Origin of the sequence: Bordetella sp. BOR01, assembly GCF_019218885.1 — a bacterium.
Classification (GTDB): domain Bacteria; phylum Pseudomonadota; class Gammaproteobacteria; order Burkholderiales; family Burkholderiaceae_B; genus Bordetella_A.
Map to the genome: position 1 here is coordinate 458,063 of NZ_JAHUWT010000003.1, position 16,730 is coordinate 474,792.

Below are 16,730 nucleotides of genomic sequence, written 5' to 3' on the forward strand. Positions count from 1 at the left end.
TGAAGTAAAGGCGCTAGGCCAGCAGGCCGCCGGCCAGCAAGTCGAAATAGCCGGCCGCGATCGTCTCGGCAGTCTCAGGGCCGCCGGGCTGGTACCAGCGCGCCATCCAGTTCAGCATCGACAACACGGCGCGCCCGGTAGACGCCACGTCCAGCGCGCGGAATTCGCCGTTGGCGACGCCGCCCGAAAGAATGTCGCGCAGCAGGTGTTCATAGCCATCGCGCAGGCGCGCCGCGTCTTCGCGTTCGGTGATGGCCATGCCGGAATAGCCCACCAGCATGGTGACGAACTGCGCGTGGTGCCCTTCAAAGTAGCGGGCATGGCCCAGCATGAACTGGCGCAGCCGTTCGCGGGCCGTGGGCGCCTGCGCCACCGCCTGTGTCACCGCCCGGGTCAGGCCGCCCAGTACCTCCAGAATGATGGCGTCGTAGATGTCTTGCTTGGTGGTGTAGTAGTGGTAAATGGCGGCCTTGGACACACCGATGGCCGCGGCCAGGTCGGCCACCGAACTGCTTTCGTAGCCGCAGCGGGCGAACAGCCGCGCCGCTTCTTCCAGGATGCGTTCGCGGGGCGCCTGCAGCGTGGGCGGGCGTCCGGCGCGGGGCCGTTTGGCGGGAACTGGACTATCGGGCATGGCAAGCGTGGGCCTGGCGGGCAGGCGTGCCGGCCCCGCATTGACAGGCCGACGGCGCATGCCGTTAAATGGTAGATAATTAATTACCGGACATCCGGTAGGTAATTATACGCACGCCCCTCGCCCATTTTCAACTTTCCGCCTTTTCATGAACGCACGCGACGCTACCCAGCCCCACGCCCTGGTCAACCAGCTCTATGCGCAAATGACGCTGCCGGTCATTTGTTCACCCATGTTCATCGTGTCCAACCCCAAGCTGGTGGTGGCGCAGTGCGCCAACGGCGTGGTGGGCTCGTTCCCTGCCCTGAACGCCCGCCCCCAGGCCTTGCTGGACGACTGGCTGTCCGAAGTGCAAGAGGGCCTGGCCGCCCGCCGGCAGGCCGACCCGTCGGCGGTGGTGGCCCCGTTCGCCGTGAACCAGATCATTCACCAGTCGAACGACCGCCTGGAGCAAGACCTGGACCTGTGCGGCAAGCACCGCGTGCCGTTCATCATTACCAGCCTGCGCGCGCCGGGCGACCTGGTGGCGGCCATCCACGCCTGGGGCGGCAAGGTGTTCCACGACGTCACCACGGTGCGCCATGCCGAAAAAGCGCTGGAAGCCGGCGTCGATGGCCTGATCCTGGTGTGCGCGGGGGCCGGCGGCCACGCGGGCACGCTCAGCCCCTTCGCCCTGCTGTCCGAAGTGCGCCGCTTCTACGACGGCCCCGTCATCCTGTCGGGCGCGATCACCTCGGGGTCGGGCATCCTGGCGGCCTTGGCCATGGGCGCCGACTTCGCCTACATGGGCACGCGCTTCATCGCCAGCACCGAAGCCAACGCCTCCAATGACTATAAGCAGGCCATCGTCGATGCCAGCGCGTCCGACATCCTGTACACCCCATTCTTCACCGGCATTCCGGGCAACTACCTGAAAGCCAGCATCGCCGCGGCCGGGCTCGACCCCGCCAACCTGCCGGCCCCCGAGACCGGCGCGTCCAATTTCGGATCCACGCGCGTCAAGCCCTGGAAAGACATCTGGGGCGCCGGACAGGGTGTGGGCGGCATCGACAGCGTGCGCCCCGCCGCCGACATCATCGCCGCGCTGCGCCAGGAATATGCGCAGGCGCAGGCCCGGCTGGGCGGCAAGGTGTTGGCATGAGCCCGCCGGGCCGCCCCAAGGGCGAATACCGGAGTGCGGAGCACGAAGGCATCCCGATGAGCCCGCCGGGCCGCCCCAAGGGCGAATACCGAAGTGCGGAGCACGAAGGTACTGCAGCGAGCAAGTTGCCGGACAGCCTGCAGGCCCAACGCGATGGCGCCATCCTGACGCTGACGATCAATCGTCCGCAACGGCGCAACGCCCTGGACACCGCCACCTACTACGCACTGGCGGCGCAGTTGCGCCAGGCCACCGAAGACCGGGACTTGTCGGCCGTGATCCTGGCGGGCGCCGGCGAACATTTCACCGCAGGCAACGACCTGCACGACTTCCAGGCTGACCGGCCCGACGGCGACAGCGCCGGCATGACCTTCCTGCGTGCCCTGATCGCCACCGACGTGCCGGTGATCGCCGCCGTGGAAGGCTACGCCATCGGTATAGGCGTAACACTGCTGCAGCATTGCGATTTCGTGTATGCGGCACGCAACGCCACGCTGCGTATCCCGTTCGTGGCGCTGGGCCTGTGTCCCGAAGGGGCGTCCAGCCTGATGCTGCCGCGCCTGGCCGGCGCCCGCAAGGCCGCGCAGTGGCTGTTGCAGGGCAAGGCGTTCGGGGCCGACGAGGCCATGCAGGCCGGCCTGGTCACCGCGCTGGCCGAGCCGGGCCAGGCGCTGGCCGCCGCCCGCGCCACGGCAGCCGACCTGGCGGCCCAGCCCCGCAGCGCCCTGCGCCTGACCAAGGCCATGATGAAGCGCGCCGACCGCCAGGCCGTCGACGACACCCTGGACTTCGAGGCCGCCCAATTCCGCGCCCGCCTGAAGACACAGGAAGCGCAGGACGCGTTTGCGCGGTTTCTGAACAAGAAATGAAGGCAATTGCCTCCAGGTGTCAGGCTCCGCAGGTGCCGGACACCATACTATTGAGACAGTCGTGGCACACCATGGTGTCAGGCACCTGCGGAGCCTGACACCTGGCAACAGCCTGCCCGCCGCGCTCAGAAAGGCGAATCCAAGCCGAAATTGGGCGGACGCCGCTCGCGCAGCGACTGGATGCCTTCGCGCACGTCCGGCCCGGCGAAGCCCATGAATTCCAGCGCCAGCGACGTATCGAAGCTGGGGCCGGCCAGCCGCAGCCAGTTGTTCAACGCGTACTTGGTCCAGCGGATTGCCGTCTGCGACCCGTTGGCCAGTTTGCCGGCCACCTCGAACGCCTTCGAGATCAGTTCGGCTTCGTCCACGCACAACGACACCAGCCCGATGCGCTCGGCCTCTTCGCCGCTGACGGCTTCGCACAACAGCAAGTAGTACTTGGCCTTGGCCATGCCGCACAGCAGCGGCCACACGATGGCGGCATGGTCGCCCGCCGCCACGCCCAGCCGGGTATGGCCGTCGATGATGCGGGCGTCGCGCGCGGCAATGGACACGTCTGCCAGCAGGCCGGCCACCAGCCCCGCCCCCACGGCAGCGCCATGCATGGCCGACACGACGGGCTTGTTGCAGTTGATCAGGTTGTAGACCAGGTCGCGCGCCTCGCGCCAGACGCGTGCGCGCACCTGGAAATCGTCGGCCATTTGCTGCACCAGGGCCAGGTCGCCGCCGCCCGAGAAGCCCTTGCCCTCGCCGCGGATGAGCACCACGCGCGTGTCGGGGTCGGTGTCCACGTCGCGCCAGATATCGGCCAGTTCGCGGTGCAGCCGTTCGTCGGCCGTGGAAAGCTTGCCGGGCGCCCCGCCCTTGGCACCCATGATGATTTCAAGAATGCCCTGCGGATGGCGGCGCAATTTCAGGGCCTGATAATGCGCATAGTGGTCGAGCGATGAATCGGACATGGTCCCCTCCGAAAATGTGGCACGCGCGGTCTGGGCACTATAGTGGATAGCCATCCCTGCCAGCCCGGAATCCGAACATGTCCGCCGCCCCGACCGCGCCGCCCGCCCCCATTCTTCGGCAAGACCTGCCGGCCCTGTTCGCACCCCGTCCCGCCGATTCCCACAAGGGCACGTTCGGCACCGTGGCGGTGGTGGGGGGCGGCACCGGCATGGTCGGGGCCGCCTTGCTGGCCGCGCGGGCGGCCTTGAAAACGGGTGCCGGCAAAGTGCTGGTGGGCTTTGCCCAGCCGGCCTGCCCGCTGCCTTGCGACCCGCTGTACCCCGAACTGATGCTGCGCGATGCCGCCGGCCTGTACCAGGCCGGCCTGGCCATCGATGCCTGGGTGGCCGGCTGCGGATTGGGTACCGACGCCCAGGCCCAGGCTGCCTTGGCCGGGCTTTTTGTGCAGCGCAATATAACGCCATTGGTGCTGGACGCCGATGGCCTGAACCTGCTGGCCGAGGGCCGGCTGCCCGGCTGGGGGCCGGGGCCGGTGGTACTGACGCCGCACCCCGCCGAAGCCGGACGGCTGCTGGGCATCGGCACGCAAGCCGTCCAGGCTGACCGCCCGGCGGCGGCGCGTGCGCTGGCCAGCCGCCATGCCGCCTGGGTGGTGCTGAAAGGAGCCGGCACCTTGGTTTGCCGCCCCGACGGCCTGTGCCGCCGGAACAGCACGGGCAATCCGGGCCTGGCCACGGCCGGCACGGGCGATGTGCTGGCCGGCATGCTGGGCAGCCTGATCGCCCAGGGCATCGAACTGGACCAGGCCGTGGCGGGCGCGGTCTGGCTGCACGGAGCGGCGGCCGATGCCCGGGTGGCCCAGGGGCGCGGCCCCATAGGCTTGACGGCGGGCGAACTGGCCGATTCCGCCCGTCAGTTGCGAAATGGCCACGGATAACCACCGTTACAACTTATCCACAGATTCATGTTGCATTGCACATAGGGTTATCCCTATAATGGTTTACCCCATGACGAAACGGACTGGAGATAGACCATGAGCGAACTGACCCTGAACCAAAATGCCCGCCTGACCGATGCGCTGGAACGCGACCTGCTTCGCGGCGCAATGGAAAGCCAACCGAATGCCCAACCGCTGGTGCTGCTGAAGCAGGCCGGCAGCGCGATTGCCCGTGCCGTCGGCGCCTTTGCCGACTACGTCGCCGAAGTACACGACGCCATGAATCGCGCCCGCGCCGCCAGCGCCCGCTACGCCGGTTCGCAGTGGTAATAGCCCGCCGGTTTGCCGCCCGCCCCTGAAAAGGGCCGGGCGGCAACGTTTGTAAGCGCCTCGCGCCCCCAAGGCGCCGCACCCCGAAGCGGGGAGCGGCGCCTTGTTGTTTTGGCTACCCCACGCATGGGCATCGCGCAGCAATACCGATCTACGCGAATTGACAACGCGTAAAGCTGCTTCCGATAATCGGCCCCTTGTCACGATTGATTGCATCTGGCGGCACCCGGCCGGCAGCGGCGCAATCCGTCCTGTCGACTCGGAGCTTCCATGAAATTGCGTACTTCCCTGGCCCTGCTGGCGGCCAGCGCCGGCTTGGCCGCCGCCCCCGCCGCCCTGGCCCAGTCCCTGACGATCGCGCTATCGTCCGAACCCACCTCTGCCGACCCCCACTATCACAAGCAAACGCAGAACGACGCGTTTGCGGCGCACATCTACGACTCGCTGATCTACCGCAGCCCCGACATGGCGCTCAAGCCCGGCCTGGCGACCTCGTGGAAGAACCTGGACGACCTGACCTGGGAACTGAAGCTGCGCGAAGGCGTGAAGTTTTCGAACGGCCAGCCCTTCACCTCGCAGGACGTATTGTTCTCGGTGTGCCGCACGCTGAATAACGAGACCAACATCTCGCAGTCGTACATGACGGTGACCAAGCTGCTGACCGACGTGCAGACGCCCGACGAACACACTGTCATCCTGAAGACCGCCGAACCCTTCCCGCTGATGCCGGCCGAACTGGCGCGGCAACTGCCCATTATCTGGAACGGCATCGTCGAGCACGGCCCGCTGAAGTTCGCGCCCAAGGAAGGCTGCGGCGTCACCGGCCCCTGGCCCACGGTGGCCGACTTCAACAACGGCAAGGACGCGATCGGCACCGGCCCGTACACGCTGAAGTCTTACGTGAAGGGCACCGGCATCGAGCTGGAACGCAATGAAGGGTATTGGGGCGACAAGCCGAACTGGAAAACAGTGAAGTTCGTGCCGGTGCCCAACGCCGGCCCGCGCTTGACCGGCCTGCTGTCGGGCGATTTCGACGTGATCGAGAACCCGGCCGCGCGCGACCTGCCGCGCCTGAAAGACAACGGCAATTTTGCCTACGTGGCCACGCCTTCGACCCGCCTGGTGTTCTTCCAGCCCGACGTGGGCCGCAACCCCAGCCCGTTCGTCAAGAGCGCCGACGGCAAGAACCCGCTGCAAGACTTGCGCGTGCGCCGAGCGATCAGCATGGCGATCGACCGCAAGACCATCAATGCCCGCATCATGGACGGGCTGTCGACCCCGGCCAACCAGTACATGCCCGATGGCATGTTCGGTGCCCTGCCCAAGGCACCCGAAATCAAGTACGACCCGGAAGGCGCCAAGAAGCTGCTGGCCGAGGCCGGCTACCCCGACGGCTTCGAACTGACCCTGTCGTCCACCAACAACCGCTACGTGAACGACGGCCAGGTGGCGCAAGCGGTGGCCCAGTACCTGTCGCGCATCGGCATCAAGACCCACGTCGATGCCATGACTGCGTCGATCTACTTCCCCAAGCGCGCCAAGCGCGAGTTCAGCTTTTCCATGGGCGGCTGGCCGGCTGAAACCGGCGAGGCCTCGGCGCTGTTCCAGCTTTGGGTTGCCTCGACCGACTCGTCGCGCAGCCTGGGCACCAGCAACTACGGCGGCTTCTCGAGCCCGGAGTTCGACAAGGTGTACGAACAGGCCATCGTCACGGTCGACCCGGAAAAGCGCGAAAAACTGCTGCAGCAGTCCACGCAGATCGCGCTGGACAACCTGCCGCTGATCCCGCTGCACTTTGAAAGCAGCATCTGGGCGTTCCGCAAGGGCCTGGCCTACGAAGGCCGGCGCGACCAGTACACGCTGGCCATGTCGGTACATCCGAAGTAACCGTCGCCGGCCAGGTAGACACCCAACGATGCATGGGCGCGGCGGCCCCGCCTTACGGCAGGGTTGCCTCGACCTCGTCGATACGTGCCTTCAGGTGCTCGACAAAGCGTGCCACCCCGGGCGGCAACAGCCGTCCTTCCATGGTCTGGATCTGCAGGTTGCGCGACTGGAGTTCGGCGCTGACCACCGGCCGCGCCACCAGGCCGTCCTGGGCCAGGCGCCAGGCCACCGAAATGTAGCCGGCGAACATCACGGCGTTGGAATGGCGCACGAAGCCATGCAGCGCCGGTGAATAATTCGAGATCAGCGCCGCCTGCAACTGCATGTCCTCGAGTGCGCAGGTACGGTTCAGCAAGCGCCGCGCGGTGCTCTTGTCGTCGGTCAGCGCCAGGGGGTAGGCCAGCACGTCCTCGAGTTGCAGCCGGCTGCGCGCCGCCAGGGGATGGGTGGCCGCCATGACGGCATAGACGGGCGCGCGCCATGAGTGCAGCACCGTCACGCCCTGCGCCGGCTCGACATTGAAAGACACCGACACGTCGATGTCGCCGCTGGCGATCTGGCGCATGGATTCGGGTGGCGTCAGCACATGCAGCGAAAACCGCGTACGCGGATGCTGCTGCCGAAAATCCACCATCGCGACCGGCAGGAAACCCTGCGCCGGCCCTTCGGACGCGCCCACGCGGATCTCGTCATGCGGCGTGCCCTGCAAGCCGGCGATCTGCCGCAGCACCTCGTCCGATTCCAGCAAGGTGCGGCGCGCATGGGCCAGCAGCAGGCGGCCAGCCTCGCTCAGGGCCATGCCGCGCGGCGCCCGCTCGAACAGCGGCGCGCCCACCTCTTCTTCCAGCCGGGCGATCTGGCGGCTGATGGCCGATACCGCCACGTGCAGCAGCCGGGATGCGCCGCTCAGGCTGCCGGACTGGGCAACGGCCACGAAGTACTTCAGGGAAATTCCATGCATGAGGGTGTCACCAATATGACCGGGCATGCAGGCATGCCTACGCGTTGCTTTGCCAAAAAGGCAAATAGTTTCGCAAATATTCTAATTGCCGAGAAAGCTCGGCGGCTCCTAGAATCTGCCTCAAGATAAGAATCGGCATCGCGCCAGCCCGCGGCTGGCGGCTCGCCCAGGGGGAAATGCATGTTCCTGGCAGCCATCGGTCCGCCTTGCCGGCGGGCTTGGTTTCCTTTGCGCGCGCTTCCCGCTGTGTGCTGCTCCGCCTCGCGCCCGTGGCGCCGTCGATCCGTCACTTATTTATGGAGCATCCATGTCTACGCCTGCTGCCGCAGCCACGCTGCGCCCGTTTGAACTTGCCTGTCCGGATTTGTCGGCCGAACGGCTGGGCAACACCGACACGCCCGGCGTGTGGCATTTCGATTCGGGCTCGCCGGGCAAGCGGGTGCTGTTGACGGCATTGATCCACGGCAACGAACTGTGCGGCGCCTGGGCATTGAAAACACTGCTGGCCAGCGGCTTGCGGCCACGGCACGGCACGCTGACATTGGCGTTCTGCAATCTGGCGGCCTTCGACCGCTTCGACGCGGCCAACTACCTGCCGGCCCGTTTTGTCGACGAGGACATGAACCGGGTCTGGAGCGACGACAAGCTGGCCGACCCGTCCACGCAAGAACGCCGCCGCGCCGCCGCCCTGCAGCCGTGGGTGGCCCAGGCCGACTGGCTGATGGATTTCCATTCGATGAGCAATTCCGATGTGCCGCTGCAACTGACTGGCCTGCAGCCGCGCAACATCGAACTGGCGCTGCAATTGGGCAACCCGGCCGACCTGATTGCCGACGCCGGCCATGCCGCCGGCGTACGCATGCGCGACTACGGCCGCTTCGGCGAAAGCGGCGACAACGGCACGCGGTCGCTGCTGATCGAGTGCGGCTTTCATGGCGCGCCGCAGGCCCGCGAGGTGGCGATAGACCAGATGGCCCGCTTCCTGGCGGCGGCCGGCACATTCGACCGGGCCGACCTGCCCGCCGACTGGTTCGCGCCCGCGGCGCCGCGCCAGCAGGCGCTGCGCGTGACGCATGCGATTGCCGCCCAAAGCGCCGACGTGCGCTTCGCGCAGCCGTGGCGCGGGCTGGAACACCTGCCGCAGGCCGGCACCTTGCTGGGCTGGAACGCCGGCGAACCCTTTGTCACCCCCTACGACAACTGCGTATTGATCATGCCCTCGCTGGCCAACCTGCGCCCGGGCGTGACCGTGCTGCGCCTGGCCCAACCCATTGCCTGATTTCGCCCCATACCGATAACGAAAGCACCACTGCTCCGGAGAAAACACCCCATGTACGCTTCCTGCATTCGCGCGGCGGCCCTGGCCGCGCTGTTCGGCCTGGCCGCCGGTGCCCACGCCCAGTCGCTGAAGATCGGGCTGGCCTCCGAGCCCACCGCCATGGACCCGCACTACCACCAGGCCACGCCGAACAATGCGATGTCTTCGCAGATCTTCGAGACGCTGGTGGCGCAAGATTCCAAGATGAGCCTGGTGCCGGGCCTGGCCGCCTCGTGGAAAACGCTGGACGACACGACCTGGGAATTCAAGCTGCGCGAAGGCGTGAAGTTCTCGAATGGCCAGCCGCTGACGCCGCAGGACGTGATCTTCACCTTCTGCCGCGCGATGAACAATGAAGAATCCATCGCCGGCTCGTACGCCGCCGTGGTGCAGAAGTTCGCCGACGTCCAAGCCACCGACGCGCACACCCTGCGCATCAAGACGCTCAAGCCCTACCCTCTCCTGGCCAACGACCTGACGCGCACCGGCATCCTGTGGAGCGGCATCGTCGAGCACGGCCCCATCACCTTCGACCTGGACCAGAAATGCGGGGTGACCGGCTCCTGGCCCAAGGTGGCCGACTTCAACAGCGGCAAGAACGCCATCGGCACCGGCCCATACAAGTTCAAGTCGTACGTGAAGGGCACCAGCATCGAGCTCGAGCGCAATGAGAATTACTGGGGCGACAAGCCCGAATGGGCCAAGGTCACCTTCGTTCCGGTGCCCAACGCCGGCCCGCGCCTGACCGGCCTGCTGGCGGGCGATTTCGATGTGATCGAAAGCCCGGCGGCGCGCGACGTGCAGCGCATCAAGAACACCCCGGGCTTCGGCTACGTGGTCACGCCATCGGTGCGCGTGGTGTACTTCCAGTTCGACGTGGGTCGCGACGCCACGCCGCTGGTCAAGACGGCCGATGGCAAGAACCCGCTGCAAGACGTGCGCGTGCGGCGCGCCATCAGCATGGCGATCGACCGCAAGACCATCGTGGCGCGCATCATGGACGGCATGGCCACCCCGGCCAACCAGTTCCTGCCCGACGGCATGTTCGGCACGCTGCCGAACCCGCCCGAGCTGCAGTACGACCCCGAAGGCGCCAAGAAGCTGCTGGCCGAGGCCGGCTACCCCGACGGCTTTGAAATGACCCTGTCGTCCACCAACGACCGCTACATCAATGACGGCCAGATCACCCAGGCCGTGGCCCAGTACCTGTCGCGGGTGGGCATCAAGGCGCACGTCGACGCCATGACCCGCTCGGTGTACTTCCCAAAGCGCGCCAAGCGCGAATTCAGCTTCGCCATGGGCGGCTGGTCGTCGGAAACCGGCGAGGCCTCGTCGTTCCTGCAGTACTGGGTGACGTCGTTCGCGCCCGAATTGGGCATGGGCACCAGCAACTACGGCCGCTATTCCAACCCCGAACTGGACAAGGTGTTCCGCCAGGCCGTCACCACGGTGGATGACGCCAAGCGGGAAAAGCTGCTGCAACAGGCCCTGACCATCACCCTGGCCGACCTGCCCAGCATTCCCCTGCATTTCGAGAGCAGCATCTGGGCGTTCCGCAAGGGGCTTACCTACGAAGGCCGCGCCGACCAGTACACTCTGGCCACATCGGTCAAGTCGGCTCCGTAGGGCCGCACGGCTGTTTTCGCAAGACCCCAAGGAACGCACAACGTGGTTTTGTTTACCCTGCGCAGGCTCATCCAGAGCCTGTTCGTACTGCTGGCAGTATCGGTCGTGGTGTTTTTCGCGGTGTATGCCGTGGGCGACCCCATCGAACTGCTGGTCAGCCCCGAAGCAACGATGGAGGCCCGCGCGGCCACCATCGCCCGCCTGGGGCTGGACCAGCCCATCTGGCAGCAATATTTCACCTTCCTGTGGCGCGCCCTGCACGGCGACCTGGGCAATTCCTTCGTGCACGGCATCCCCGCCATCGAGCTCATCGTGCAGCGCATACCCGCCACGTTCGAACTGGTGGTGGTGGCCATCACCCTGACCTGTGTGATCGGCATCCCGCTGGGGCTGGTGGCCGGCCTGCACCGCGATCGCCCGCTGGGCCGCGGCATCATGGCGACCTCGGTGCTGGGTTTCTCGCTGCCCAACTTCTGGCAGGGCATGATGCTGATCCTGCTGTTTGCCGTATGGCTGGGCTGGCTGCCCGCCTCGGGGCGCGGCGACACGGTCAGCGTGCTGGGCGTGCCGCTGTCCATCCTGACGGCCGATGGCTGGTCGCACGTGATCATGCCGGCCGTCAACCTGGCGCTGGCCAACATCGCCCTGGTATTGCGCCTGACCGCCACCGGCGTGGCCGAGGCCCAGTCGCAGGAATACGTGAAATTCGCGCGTGCCAAGGGCGTGCGCCCCGGCCGTATCGTGCGCCGGCACATCCTGCGCAATATCCTTATCCCGGTGGTCACGGTGGTGGGCATGGAATTCGGCAGCCTCATCGCCTATTCCACGATTACCGAAACCGTGTTCGCCTGGCCCGGCATGGGCAAGCTGCTGATCGACAGCGTCTACCAGCTGGACCGCCCGGTAGTAGTGGCCTATGTGATGCTGGTGACGCTGATCTTCGTGATCGTCAACTTCATCGTCGATATTCTCTATGCCGCGCTCGACCCGCGCGTGCAGCTTGTCGCCCCCGCACATTAACGCCATGGCTCATTCATCCCCCAACGGACGCACGCGCACTATCCAGCCCCTGGCCGAGACGCCGCGCCGCGCCGCCATCCTGAAGCAACTGCACAGCCGCCCCACCGTGATGGGTTCGGCCATCGCACTGGCCATCCTGATGATCGTGGTGCTGGCCGCGCCTTTCTTCGCGCCGCAAAACCCCTACGACCTGGCCAGCCTGAACCTGCTGGACGGCCGCCTGCCCCCGGGCGCCACCTCGATGGACGGCCAGGTGTACCTGCTGGGCACCGACGACCAAGGCCGCGACATGTTCAGCGCCATCTTGTATGGCCTGCGCATCAGCCTGATGGTGGGCCTGTCGGCGGTGGGGCTGGCCACCGCCATCGGCAGCATGGCCGGCCTGGTCGCCGCCTACCTGGGCGGCTTCGTCGACACCATGCTGATGCGTATCGTCGACTTCATCCTGGGTTTTCCCACCATCCTGGTGGCGCTGGTGCTGCTGGCCATGATGGGCCGCGGCGTCGACAAGGTGATCCTGGCACTGGTGGTGGTGCAATGGGCGCACTACGCGCGCATCATGCGCAGCCGCGCCCTGCAGGAACGCCGCAAGGAATACGTCGAGGCCGCCGCCAACCTGGGCTTTCCGGCCTGGCGCATCATGGTGTTCCACCTGCTGCCCAACTGCCTGGGGCCGGTAATGGTATTTGCCACCATCCAGATCGCCACCGCCATCGCGCTGGAAGCCACGCTGTCGTTCCTGGGGGTGGGCGTGCCCATCACCGAGCCGTCGCTGGGCCTGCTGATCGCCAACGGCTTCCAGTACCTGCTGTCGGGCGACTACTGGATCAGCATGTTCCCGGGCGTGGCCCTGCTGGTGCTGATCCTGACCATCAATATCGTGGGCGACCGCCTGCGCGAAGCCCTGGACCCGCGACGAGCATGAACGACACGATCCTGCAGGTGCGCGGGCTGCGCACCGCCTTCCATACCGAAGCCGGCGCCTGGCCGGCGGTCGACGGCGTCGACCTGGCCGTGCGCCGCGGCGAAATACTGGGCCTGGTCGGCGAGTCGGGCTCGGGCAAGTCGGTTACCGGTTTTTCGCTGCTGGGCCTGATCGACCCGCCGGGCGAAATCGTGTCGGGCGAGGTCTTGTTCAAGGGGCAAGACCTGCGCAAGCTGGATGAGGAACGCATGCGCCAATTGCGCGGCAACCGCATCGCCATGATCTTCCAGGACCCCCTGATGACGCTGAACCCGGTGCTGCGCATCGGCGAGCAGATGATGGAGGCCATTCTCACGCACGAGAACGTGCCCGCCGCCCAGGCGCGCGAGCGCTGCCGCGAGGCCCTGGCCATGGTCGGCATCCCGGCGCCCGAGAAGCGCCTGGACAGCTACCCGCACGAGTTCTCGGGCGGCATGCGCCAGCGCGTGGCGATCGCCATCGCCATGCTGAACAAGCCCGATCTGATCATCTGCGACGAGCCCACCACGGCCCTGGATGTAACCATCCAGGGGCAGATCCTGTATCGCATGCAAGAGATCTGCCGCACTCACGACACTGCCCTGATCTGGATCACCCACGACCTGGGCGTGGTGGCCGAACTGGCCGACCACGTGGCCGTGATGTATGCCGGGCGCATCGTCGAGGCCGGCCCGGTCGAGCAAGTGCTCGACGCGCCGCGCCACCCCTATACCAAGGGCCTGCTCGATTCGATGCCGGCCAACAGCGCGCCGGGCGCGCGCCTGCACCAGATCGAGGGCATGGCGCCCAGCCTGGCGGGCCGGCCCGCCGGCTGTGCGTTCCGCCCGCGCTGCCCGAATGCCATCACGCGTTGCGCCGAGCAATCGCCTGCCACCACGCAGGAAGGGCCGCGCAATTTCCGCTGCTACGCACCGATCGCCCGCGAGACCGCCACCGCATGACCCCGCAAGACACGCCCGTTATCGAGCTGCGCAACGTCCACAAGCGTTTCGAGCAGCGTCCCGACCTGGCCCAGCGCATGCTGGCGCTGGCCGGCAAGCCCATCGACCACCGCACGGTGCATGCCGTCAATGGCGTAGACCTGTCCATCGAGCGCGGCGAAGTGCTGGGCCTGGTCGGCGAATCCGGCTGTGGCAAGTCCACGCTGGGCCGCGTCGTGGCCGGCCTGCACCGCCAGACCGAAGGCGAACTGCTGTACCAGGGCCGGCCCGCCGCCAGCCTGCGCGGCGCCGACCTGCTGGCCTATACGCTGGGCGTGCAGATGATCTTCCAGGACCCGCAGGCCTCGCTGAATCCGCGCCAGCGCCTGCGCCAGATCCTGGGCGAAGCGCTGAAGGTGCACAAGCTGGCGCCGGCGGCCGAGATTCCCGCGCGCATCGACCGCGCCCTGTCCGAAGTGGGCCTGGACCGCGAATACCGCGACCGCTTTCCCCACCAGATATCGGGCGGGCAGCGCCAGCGCATCGGCATCGCGCGCGCGCTGATGGTGGCGCCCAAGTTCCTGGTGTGCGATGAACCGGTGGCCGCGCTGGATGTGTCGATCCAGGCGCAGGTGATCAACCTGTTCATGGACCTGCGCGAACAGCATGGCTTCACCTACCTGTTCATCAGCCATGACCTGGGGGTCGTCAAGCATATTTCCGACCGCGTCGCCATCATGTACCTGGGCAAGATCGTCGAGCGCGCGCCGGCCGCCGAGATCTTCGCGCGCGCCAACCACCCGTACACCCAGGCCCTGCTGGCCGAGGTGCCCGATGTCGGCCGGCGCGGCCGCAAGTTCACCCCCATCAAGGGCGAGATCCCGTCGCCGCTGAACCCGCCGCCGGGCTGTACCTTCCACCCGCGCTGCCCGCACGCCATGCCGCGCTGCCGCGAGCAGGTGCCCGAACTGAAAGAAATCGCATCCGGCCATTGGTCGGCCTGCCACCTCAACCCCTAGTACACCCACCATGAAAGCAGAGATGTCCAACGCCGACCGTATCGCCCGGGAACTGGGCCATGCAGGCCGCAATGCCATTGCCTATGTCGATGACGACCGCAATGCCGATCGCCCCTTCACGCTGCAGACCTACCGTCCGTACGGCTACGCGCCCGACCGCCCGGTGGTGATGGTGCAGCACGGCGTGCTGCGCAACGGCGATGACTACCGCGACTTCTGGATCCCCGCGGCCGACAAGCACAATGTGCTGATCGTGGCGCCGACCTTCTCGGACGATATCTGGCCCGGGGTCGAAAGCTACAACAACGGCCGCGTCTTCAGCCCTGGCGGCAACCCGCGCCACATCGACGGCTGGACCTACTCCCTGGTCGGCCGGGTGTTTGCCGACCTGCGCGCCGCCGGTGTCACCGAGGTCGAGCAGGCCTATCTGTTCGGCCATTCGGCGGGCGGCCAGTTCGTGCACCGCCTGATGAGCAGCCAACCGCACTCGCCCTTCTGCGCGGCCACGGCCGCCAACCCCGGGTGGTACACCCTGCCCACCTTCGACCATCCCTTCCCCGAAGGCCTTGGCGGCGTGGGCCTGACCGACGACCACCTGGTGCGGCTGCTGGCCTATCCCATGACCATCCTGGCGGGCGACCAGGACATCGCCACCGACGATCCCAACCTGCCGTCCGACCCGGCGGCTGTACGCCAGGGGCCGCACCGGTTCGCCCGCGCGCACAATTATTTCGAGGCCGGCCAGCGCGAAGCGCAGCGCCGCGGCGTGCCGTTCGGCTGGACGCTGCAGGTCGTGCCGGGCATCGGCCACGACGGCCGCGCCATGTCGGCGGCTTGCGCCAGCCTGTGGTTCGAAGGCAAACTGCCCAGCGACGCAGAACTGGCCAGGCTGGCAGGCCAGCAGGTCGCCTGATTTCCCTCGCTCACCACACACCTGGAACGCCTAGCATGTCATCCCTGCCCACTACCGAAGAACTCGTCGCCGGCATCCAGTCGTGGGTGCGCTGCGAATCGCCGTCCAATTCGCCGGAAGGCGTGGCCGCCATGGCCGCGCTGGTTCAGGCTCAGGCACAGGCGGCCGGGCTGACGGTCGAGGTCACGCCCCTGGGCGCGGCCACCGGCCCGCTGCTGTACGCCACCAATCGGGCGGCAGGCGACACGCGGCCCGGCATCCTGGTGCTGGCGCATCTGGACACGGTGCACCCCATCGGCACGCTGCAAGACAACCCCTGCCGTATCGACGGCGACCGCCTGTACGGCCCCGGCAGCTACGACATGAAAGGCGGAATCTACCTGGCCCTGGCCGCACTGGCCACCCTGGCCCAGCCGGGCGCCACCCGCCTGCCGGTGGATTTCCTGATGGTGCCCGACGAAGAAACCGGCAGCCACGCATCGCGCGCGTCGATCGAGCGTTATGCCGCCAACGCCAAGTACGGCCTGGTTTGCGAGCCGGCCCGCCCCAACGGGGGCAAGTGCGTCACGGCACGCAAGGGCACCGGCATGCTGCGCCTGAACGTCAAGGGCCGCCCGGCCCACGCCGGCATGCAGCACGAAAAAGGCCGCAGCGCCATCCGCGAAATGGCGCACCAGGTGCTGGCCCTGGAATCCATGACCGACTACGACCGCGGCGTAACCGTCAGCGTGGGCACGATCGCCGGCGGCACGGTGACCAACACGGTGCCGGCGCAATGCCGCTGCGTGGTGGACTTCCGCGTGCCCGACATGGGTGCGGCCGAAGACGTGCTGCGCCGCATGCGCAACCTGTGCGCGGTGGGGCCCGATGTGGAACTGGATATCGATGTCGAACTCAACCGCCCGCCCATGGTGCGCACCGACGCCGCGGCCGCGCTGCTGTCGATGGCGCAGGAATACGCACGGGTAGCCGGTTTCGCGCTGGAAGAAGCCCCCATGACGGGTGGCGGCAGCGATGCCAACTTCACCTCGGCCATGGGCGTGCCCACGCTGGACGGCCTGGGCGCCGATGGCGACGGCGCGCACACGCTGCACGAGTACATCCTGGTGTCCACCTTGCAGGCCCGCGCGAAATTCTGGGAACTGCTGCTGCGCGAACTGGCCTAGCGGGCCGGTTGACTGCGCCAGGCTTGAACGCGCCAGGGCGATGCCCTGGCGTGCATGGCCGGCAT

The 16,730-nt window shown here is 67.1% G+C and carries 16 protein-coding genes; 13 read left to right on the forward strand and 3 right to left on the reverse strand.

Translation table 11 applies throughout. The features are described from left to right. Positions 1 to 13 precede the first annotated feature (13 nt). Positions 14 to 634 (reverse strand): TetR/AcrR family transcriptional regulator, encoded by a 621-nt coding sequence (locus KW845_RS16955; protein ID WP_218371406.1) that lies wholly within the window; start codon positions 632 to 634, stop codon positions 14 to 16. 148 nt (positions 635 to 782) lie between these two features. Here KW845_RS16955 and KW845_RS16960 point away from each other — a divergent pair, with 148 nt between their 5' ends. Both KW845_RS16960 and KW845_RS16965 read left to right on the forward strand, forming a co-directional pair. Continuing rightward, entirely contained in the window at positions 783 to 1,775 is a 993-nt protein-coding gene (locus KW845_RS16960) for a nitronate monooxygenase family protein (RefSeq protein ID WP_218370511.1), read from the forward strand. Further along, on the forward strand, positions 1,772 to 2,644 hold the full coding sequence (locus tag KW845_RS16965; protein ID WP_370628244.1) for an enoyl-CoA hydratase-related protein: 873 nt from the start codon (positions 1,772 to 1,774) through the stop codon (positions 2,642 to 2,644). The genes KW845_RS16960 and KW845_RS16965 overlap by 4 nt, the downstream gene beginning before the upstream one ends. 125 nt (positions 2,645 to 2,769) lie before the next feature. Here the strand turns inward: KW845_RS16965 and KW845_RS16970 are convergent, their stop codons facing one another. Continuing rightward, positions 2,770 to 3,603, reverse strand: coding sequence for an enoyl-CoA hydratase/isomerase family protein (locus KW845_RS16970; RefSeq protein WP_218370512.1), 834 nt, complete (start codon positions 3,601 to 3,603; stop codon positions 2,770 to 2,772). Between the two features lie 77 nt (positions 3,604 to 3,680). Here KW845_RS16970 and KW845_RS16975 point away from each other — a divergent pair, with 77 nt between their 5' ends. From KW845_RS16975 to KW845_RS16985, 3 genes are all read left to right on the forward strand, one after another. Next, positions 3,681 to 4,541, forward strand: a complete 861-nt coding sequence (locus tag KW845_RS16975) for an NAD(P)H-hydrate dehydratase (RefSeq protein ID WP_218370513.1) — start codon at positions 3,681 to 3,683, stop codon at positions 4,539 to 4,541. Between the two features lie 96 nt (positions 4,542 to 4,637). Continuing rightward, positions 4,638 to 4,871: a hypothetical protein gene (locus KW845_RS16980; protein WP_218370514.1), complete on the forward strand. Its 234-nt coding sequence runs from the start codon at positions 4,638 to 4,640 to the stop codon at positions 4,869 to 4,871. A 270-nt stretch (positions 4,872 to 5,141) separates the two neighbouring features. Next, positions 5,142 to 6,758, forward strand: a complete 1,617-nt coding sequence (locus KW845_RS16985) for an ABC transporter substrate-binding protein (protein ID WP_218370515.1) — start codon at positions 5,142 to 5,144, stop codon at positions 6,756 to 6,758. Positions 6,759 to 6,810: 52 nt separating this feature from the next. Here KW845_RS16985 and KW845_RS16990 read toward each other — a convergent pair whose 3' ends face one another. Further along, complete coding sequence (locus KW845_RS16990) at positions 6,811 to 7,719, reverse strand: LysR family transcriptional regulator (protein WP_218370516.1); 909 nt, start codon at positions 7,717 to 7,719, stop codon at positions 6,811 to 6,813. A 307-nt stretch (positions 7,720 to 8,026) separates the two neighbouring features. Between KW845_RS16990 and KW845_RS16995 the strand changes: the two genes are divergently transcribed. Genes KW845_RS16995 through KW845_RS17030 form a run of 8 tightly spaced genes read left to right on the forward strand, consistent with a single transcriptional unit; the run spans position 8,027 to position 16,665 of the window. Next, on the forward strand, positions 8,027 to 8,998 hold the full coding sequence (locus KW845_RS16995) for a succinylglutamate desuccinylase/aspartoacylase family protein (protein WP_255592718.1): 972 nt from the start codon (positions 8,027 to 8,029) through the stop codon (positions 8,996 to 8,998). 51 nt (positions 8,999 to 9,049) lie between these two features. Beyond that, on the forward strand, positions 9,050 to 10,663 hold the full coding sequence (locus KW845_RS17000; protein ID WP_218370517.1) for an ABC transporter substrate-binding protein: 1,614 nt from the start codon (positions 9,050 to 9,052) through the stop codon (positions 10,661 to 10,663). 42 nt (positions 10,664 to 10,705) lie between these two features. Further along, complete coding sequence (locus KW845_RS17005) at positions 10,706 to 11,683, forward strand: ABC transporter permease (protein WP_218370518.1); 978 nt, start codon at positions 10,706 to 10,708, stop codon at positions 11,681 to 11,683. 4 nt (positions 11,684 to 11,687) lie between these two features. Next, positions 11,688 to 12,608: an ABC transporter permease gene (locus KW845_RS17010; protein WP_218370519.1), complete on the forward strand. Its 921-nt coding sequence runs from the start codon at positions 11,688 to 11,690 to the stop codon at positions 12,606 to 12,608. Then, the gene (locus KW845_RS17015) at positions 12,605 to 13,588 is read left to right on the forward strand and encodes an ABC transporter ATP-binding protein (protein ID WP_218370520.1); all 984 of its coding nucleotides are present in this window, start codon (positions 12,605 to 12,607) and stop codon (positions 13,586 to 13,588) included. The genes KW845_RS17010 and KW845_RS17015 overlap by 4 nt, the downstream gene beginning before the upstream one ends. Beyond that, a complete protein-coding gene (locus KW845_RS17020; RefSeq protein WP_218370521.1) occupies positions 13,585 to 14,586 on the forward strand; it encodes an ABC transporter ATP-binding protein in 1,002 nt (333 codons plus the stop codon). The genes KW845_RS17015 and KW845_RS17020 overlap by 4 nt, the downstream gene beginning before the upstream one ends. 10 nt (positions 14,587 to 14,596) lie before the next feature. Next, positions 14,597 to 15,499 carry an alpha/beta hydrolase gene (locus tag KW845_RS17025; RefSeq protein ID WP_218370522.1) on the forward strand — a complete coding sequence of 301 codons (903 nt, stop codon included), beginning with the start codon at positions 14,597 to 14,599 and terminating at the stop codon, positions 15,497 to 15,499. Positions 15,500 to 15,534: 35 nt separating this feature from the next. Next, the gene (locus KW845_RS17030; protein ID WP_218370523.1) at positions 15,535 to 16,665 is read left to right on the forward strand and encodes a M20 family metallopeptidase; all 1,131 of its coding nucleotides are present in this window, start codon (positions 15,535 to 15,537) and stop codon (positions 16,663 to 16,665) included. Positions 16,666 to 16,730 lie beyond the last annotated feature (65 nt).

Excerpts from the sequence above, each read along its gene's own strand:
- KW845_RS16955 (WP_218371406.1), bottom strand. The coding sequence starts at position 634 with ATGCCCGATAGTCCAGTTCCCGCCAAACGGCCCCGCGCCGGACGCCCG.
- KW845_RS16960 (WP_218370511.1), top strand. The coding sequence starts at position 783 with ATGAACGCACGCGACGCTACCCAGCCCCACGCCCTGGTCAACCAGCTC.
- KW845_RS16965 (WP_370628244.1), top strand. The coding sequence starts at position 1,772 with ATGAGCCCGCCGGGCCGCCCCAAGGGCGAATACCGGAGTGCGGAGCAC.
- KW845_RS16970 (WP_218370512.1), bottom strand. The coding sequence starts at position 3,603 with ATGTCCGATTCATCGCTCGACCACTATGCGCATTATCAGGCCCTGAAA.
- KW845_RS16975 (WP_218370513.1), top strand. The coding sequence starts at position 3,681 with ATGTCCGCCGCCCCGACCGCGCCGCCCGCCCCCATTCTTCGGCAAGAC.
- KW845_RS16980 (WP_218370514.1), top strand. The coding sequence starts at position 4,638 with ATGAGCGAACTGACCCTGAACCAAAATGCCCGCCTGACCGATGCGCTG.
- KW845_RS16985 (WP_218370515.1), top strand. The coding sequence starts at position 5,142 with ATGAAATTGCGTACTTCCCTGGCCCTGCTGGCGGCCAGCGCCGGCTTG.
- KW845_RS16990 (WP_218370516.1), bottom strand. The coding sequence starts at position 7,719 with ATGCATGGAATTTCCCTGAAGTACTTCGTGGCCGTTGCCCAGTCCGGC.
- KW845_RS16995 (WP_255592718.1), top strand. The coding sequence starts at position 8,027 with ATGTCTACGCCTGCTGCCGCAGCCACGCTGCGCCCGTTTGAACTTGCC.
- KW845_RS17000 (WP_218370517.1), top strand. The coding sequence starts at position 9,050 with ATGTACGCTTCCTGCATTCGCGCGGCGGCCCTGGCCGCGCTGTTCGGC.
- KW845_RS17010 (WP_218370519.1), top strand. The coding sequence starts at position 11,688 with ATGGCTCATTCATCCCCCAACGGACGCACGCGCACTATCCAGCCCCTG.
- KW845_RS17015 (WP_218370520.1), top strand. The coding sequence starts at position 12,605 with ATGAACGACACGATCCTGCAGGTGCGCGGGCTGCGCACCGCCTTCCAT.
- KW845_RS17020 (WP_218370521.1), top strand. The coding sequence starts at position 13,585 with ATGACCCCGCAAGACACGCCCGTTATCGAGCTGCGCAACGTCCACAAG.
- KW845_RS17025 (WP_218370522.1), top strand. The coding sequence starts at position 14,597 with ATGAAAGCAGAGATGTCCAACGCCGACCGTATCGCCCGGGAACTGGGC.
- KW845_RS17030 (WP_218370523.1), top strand. The coding sequence starts at position 15,535 with ATGTCATCCCTGCCCACTACCGAAGAACTCGTCGCCGGCATCCAGTCG.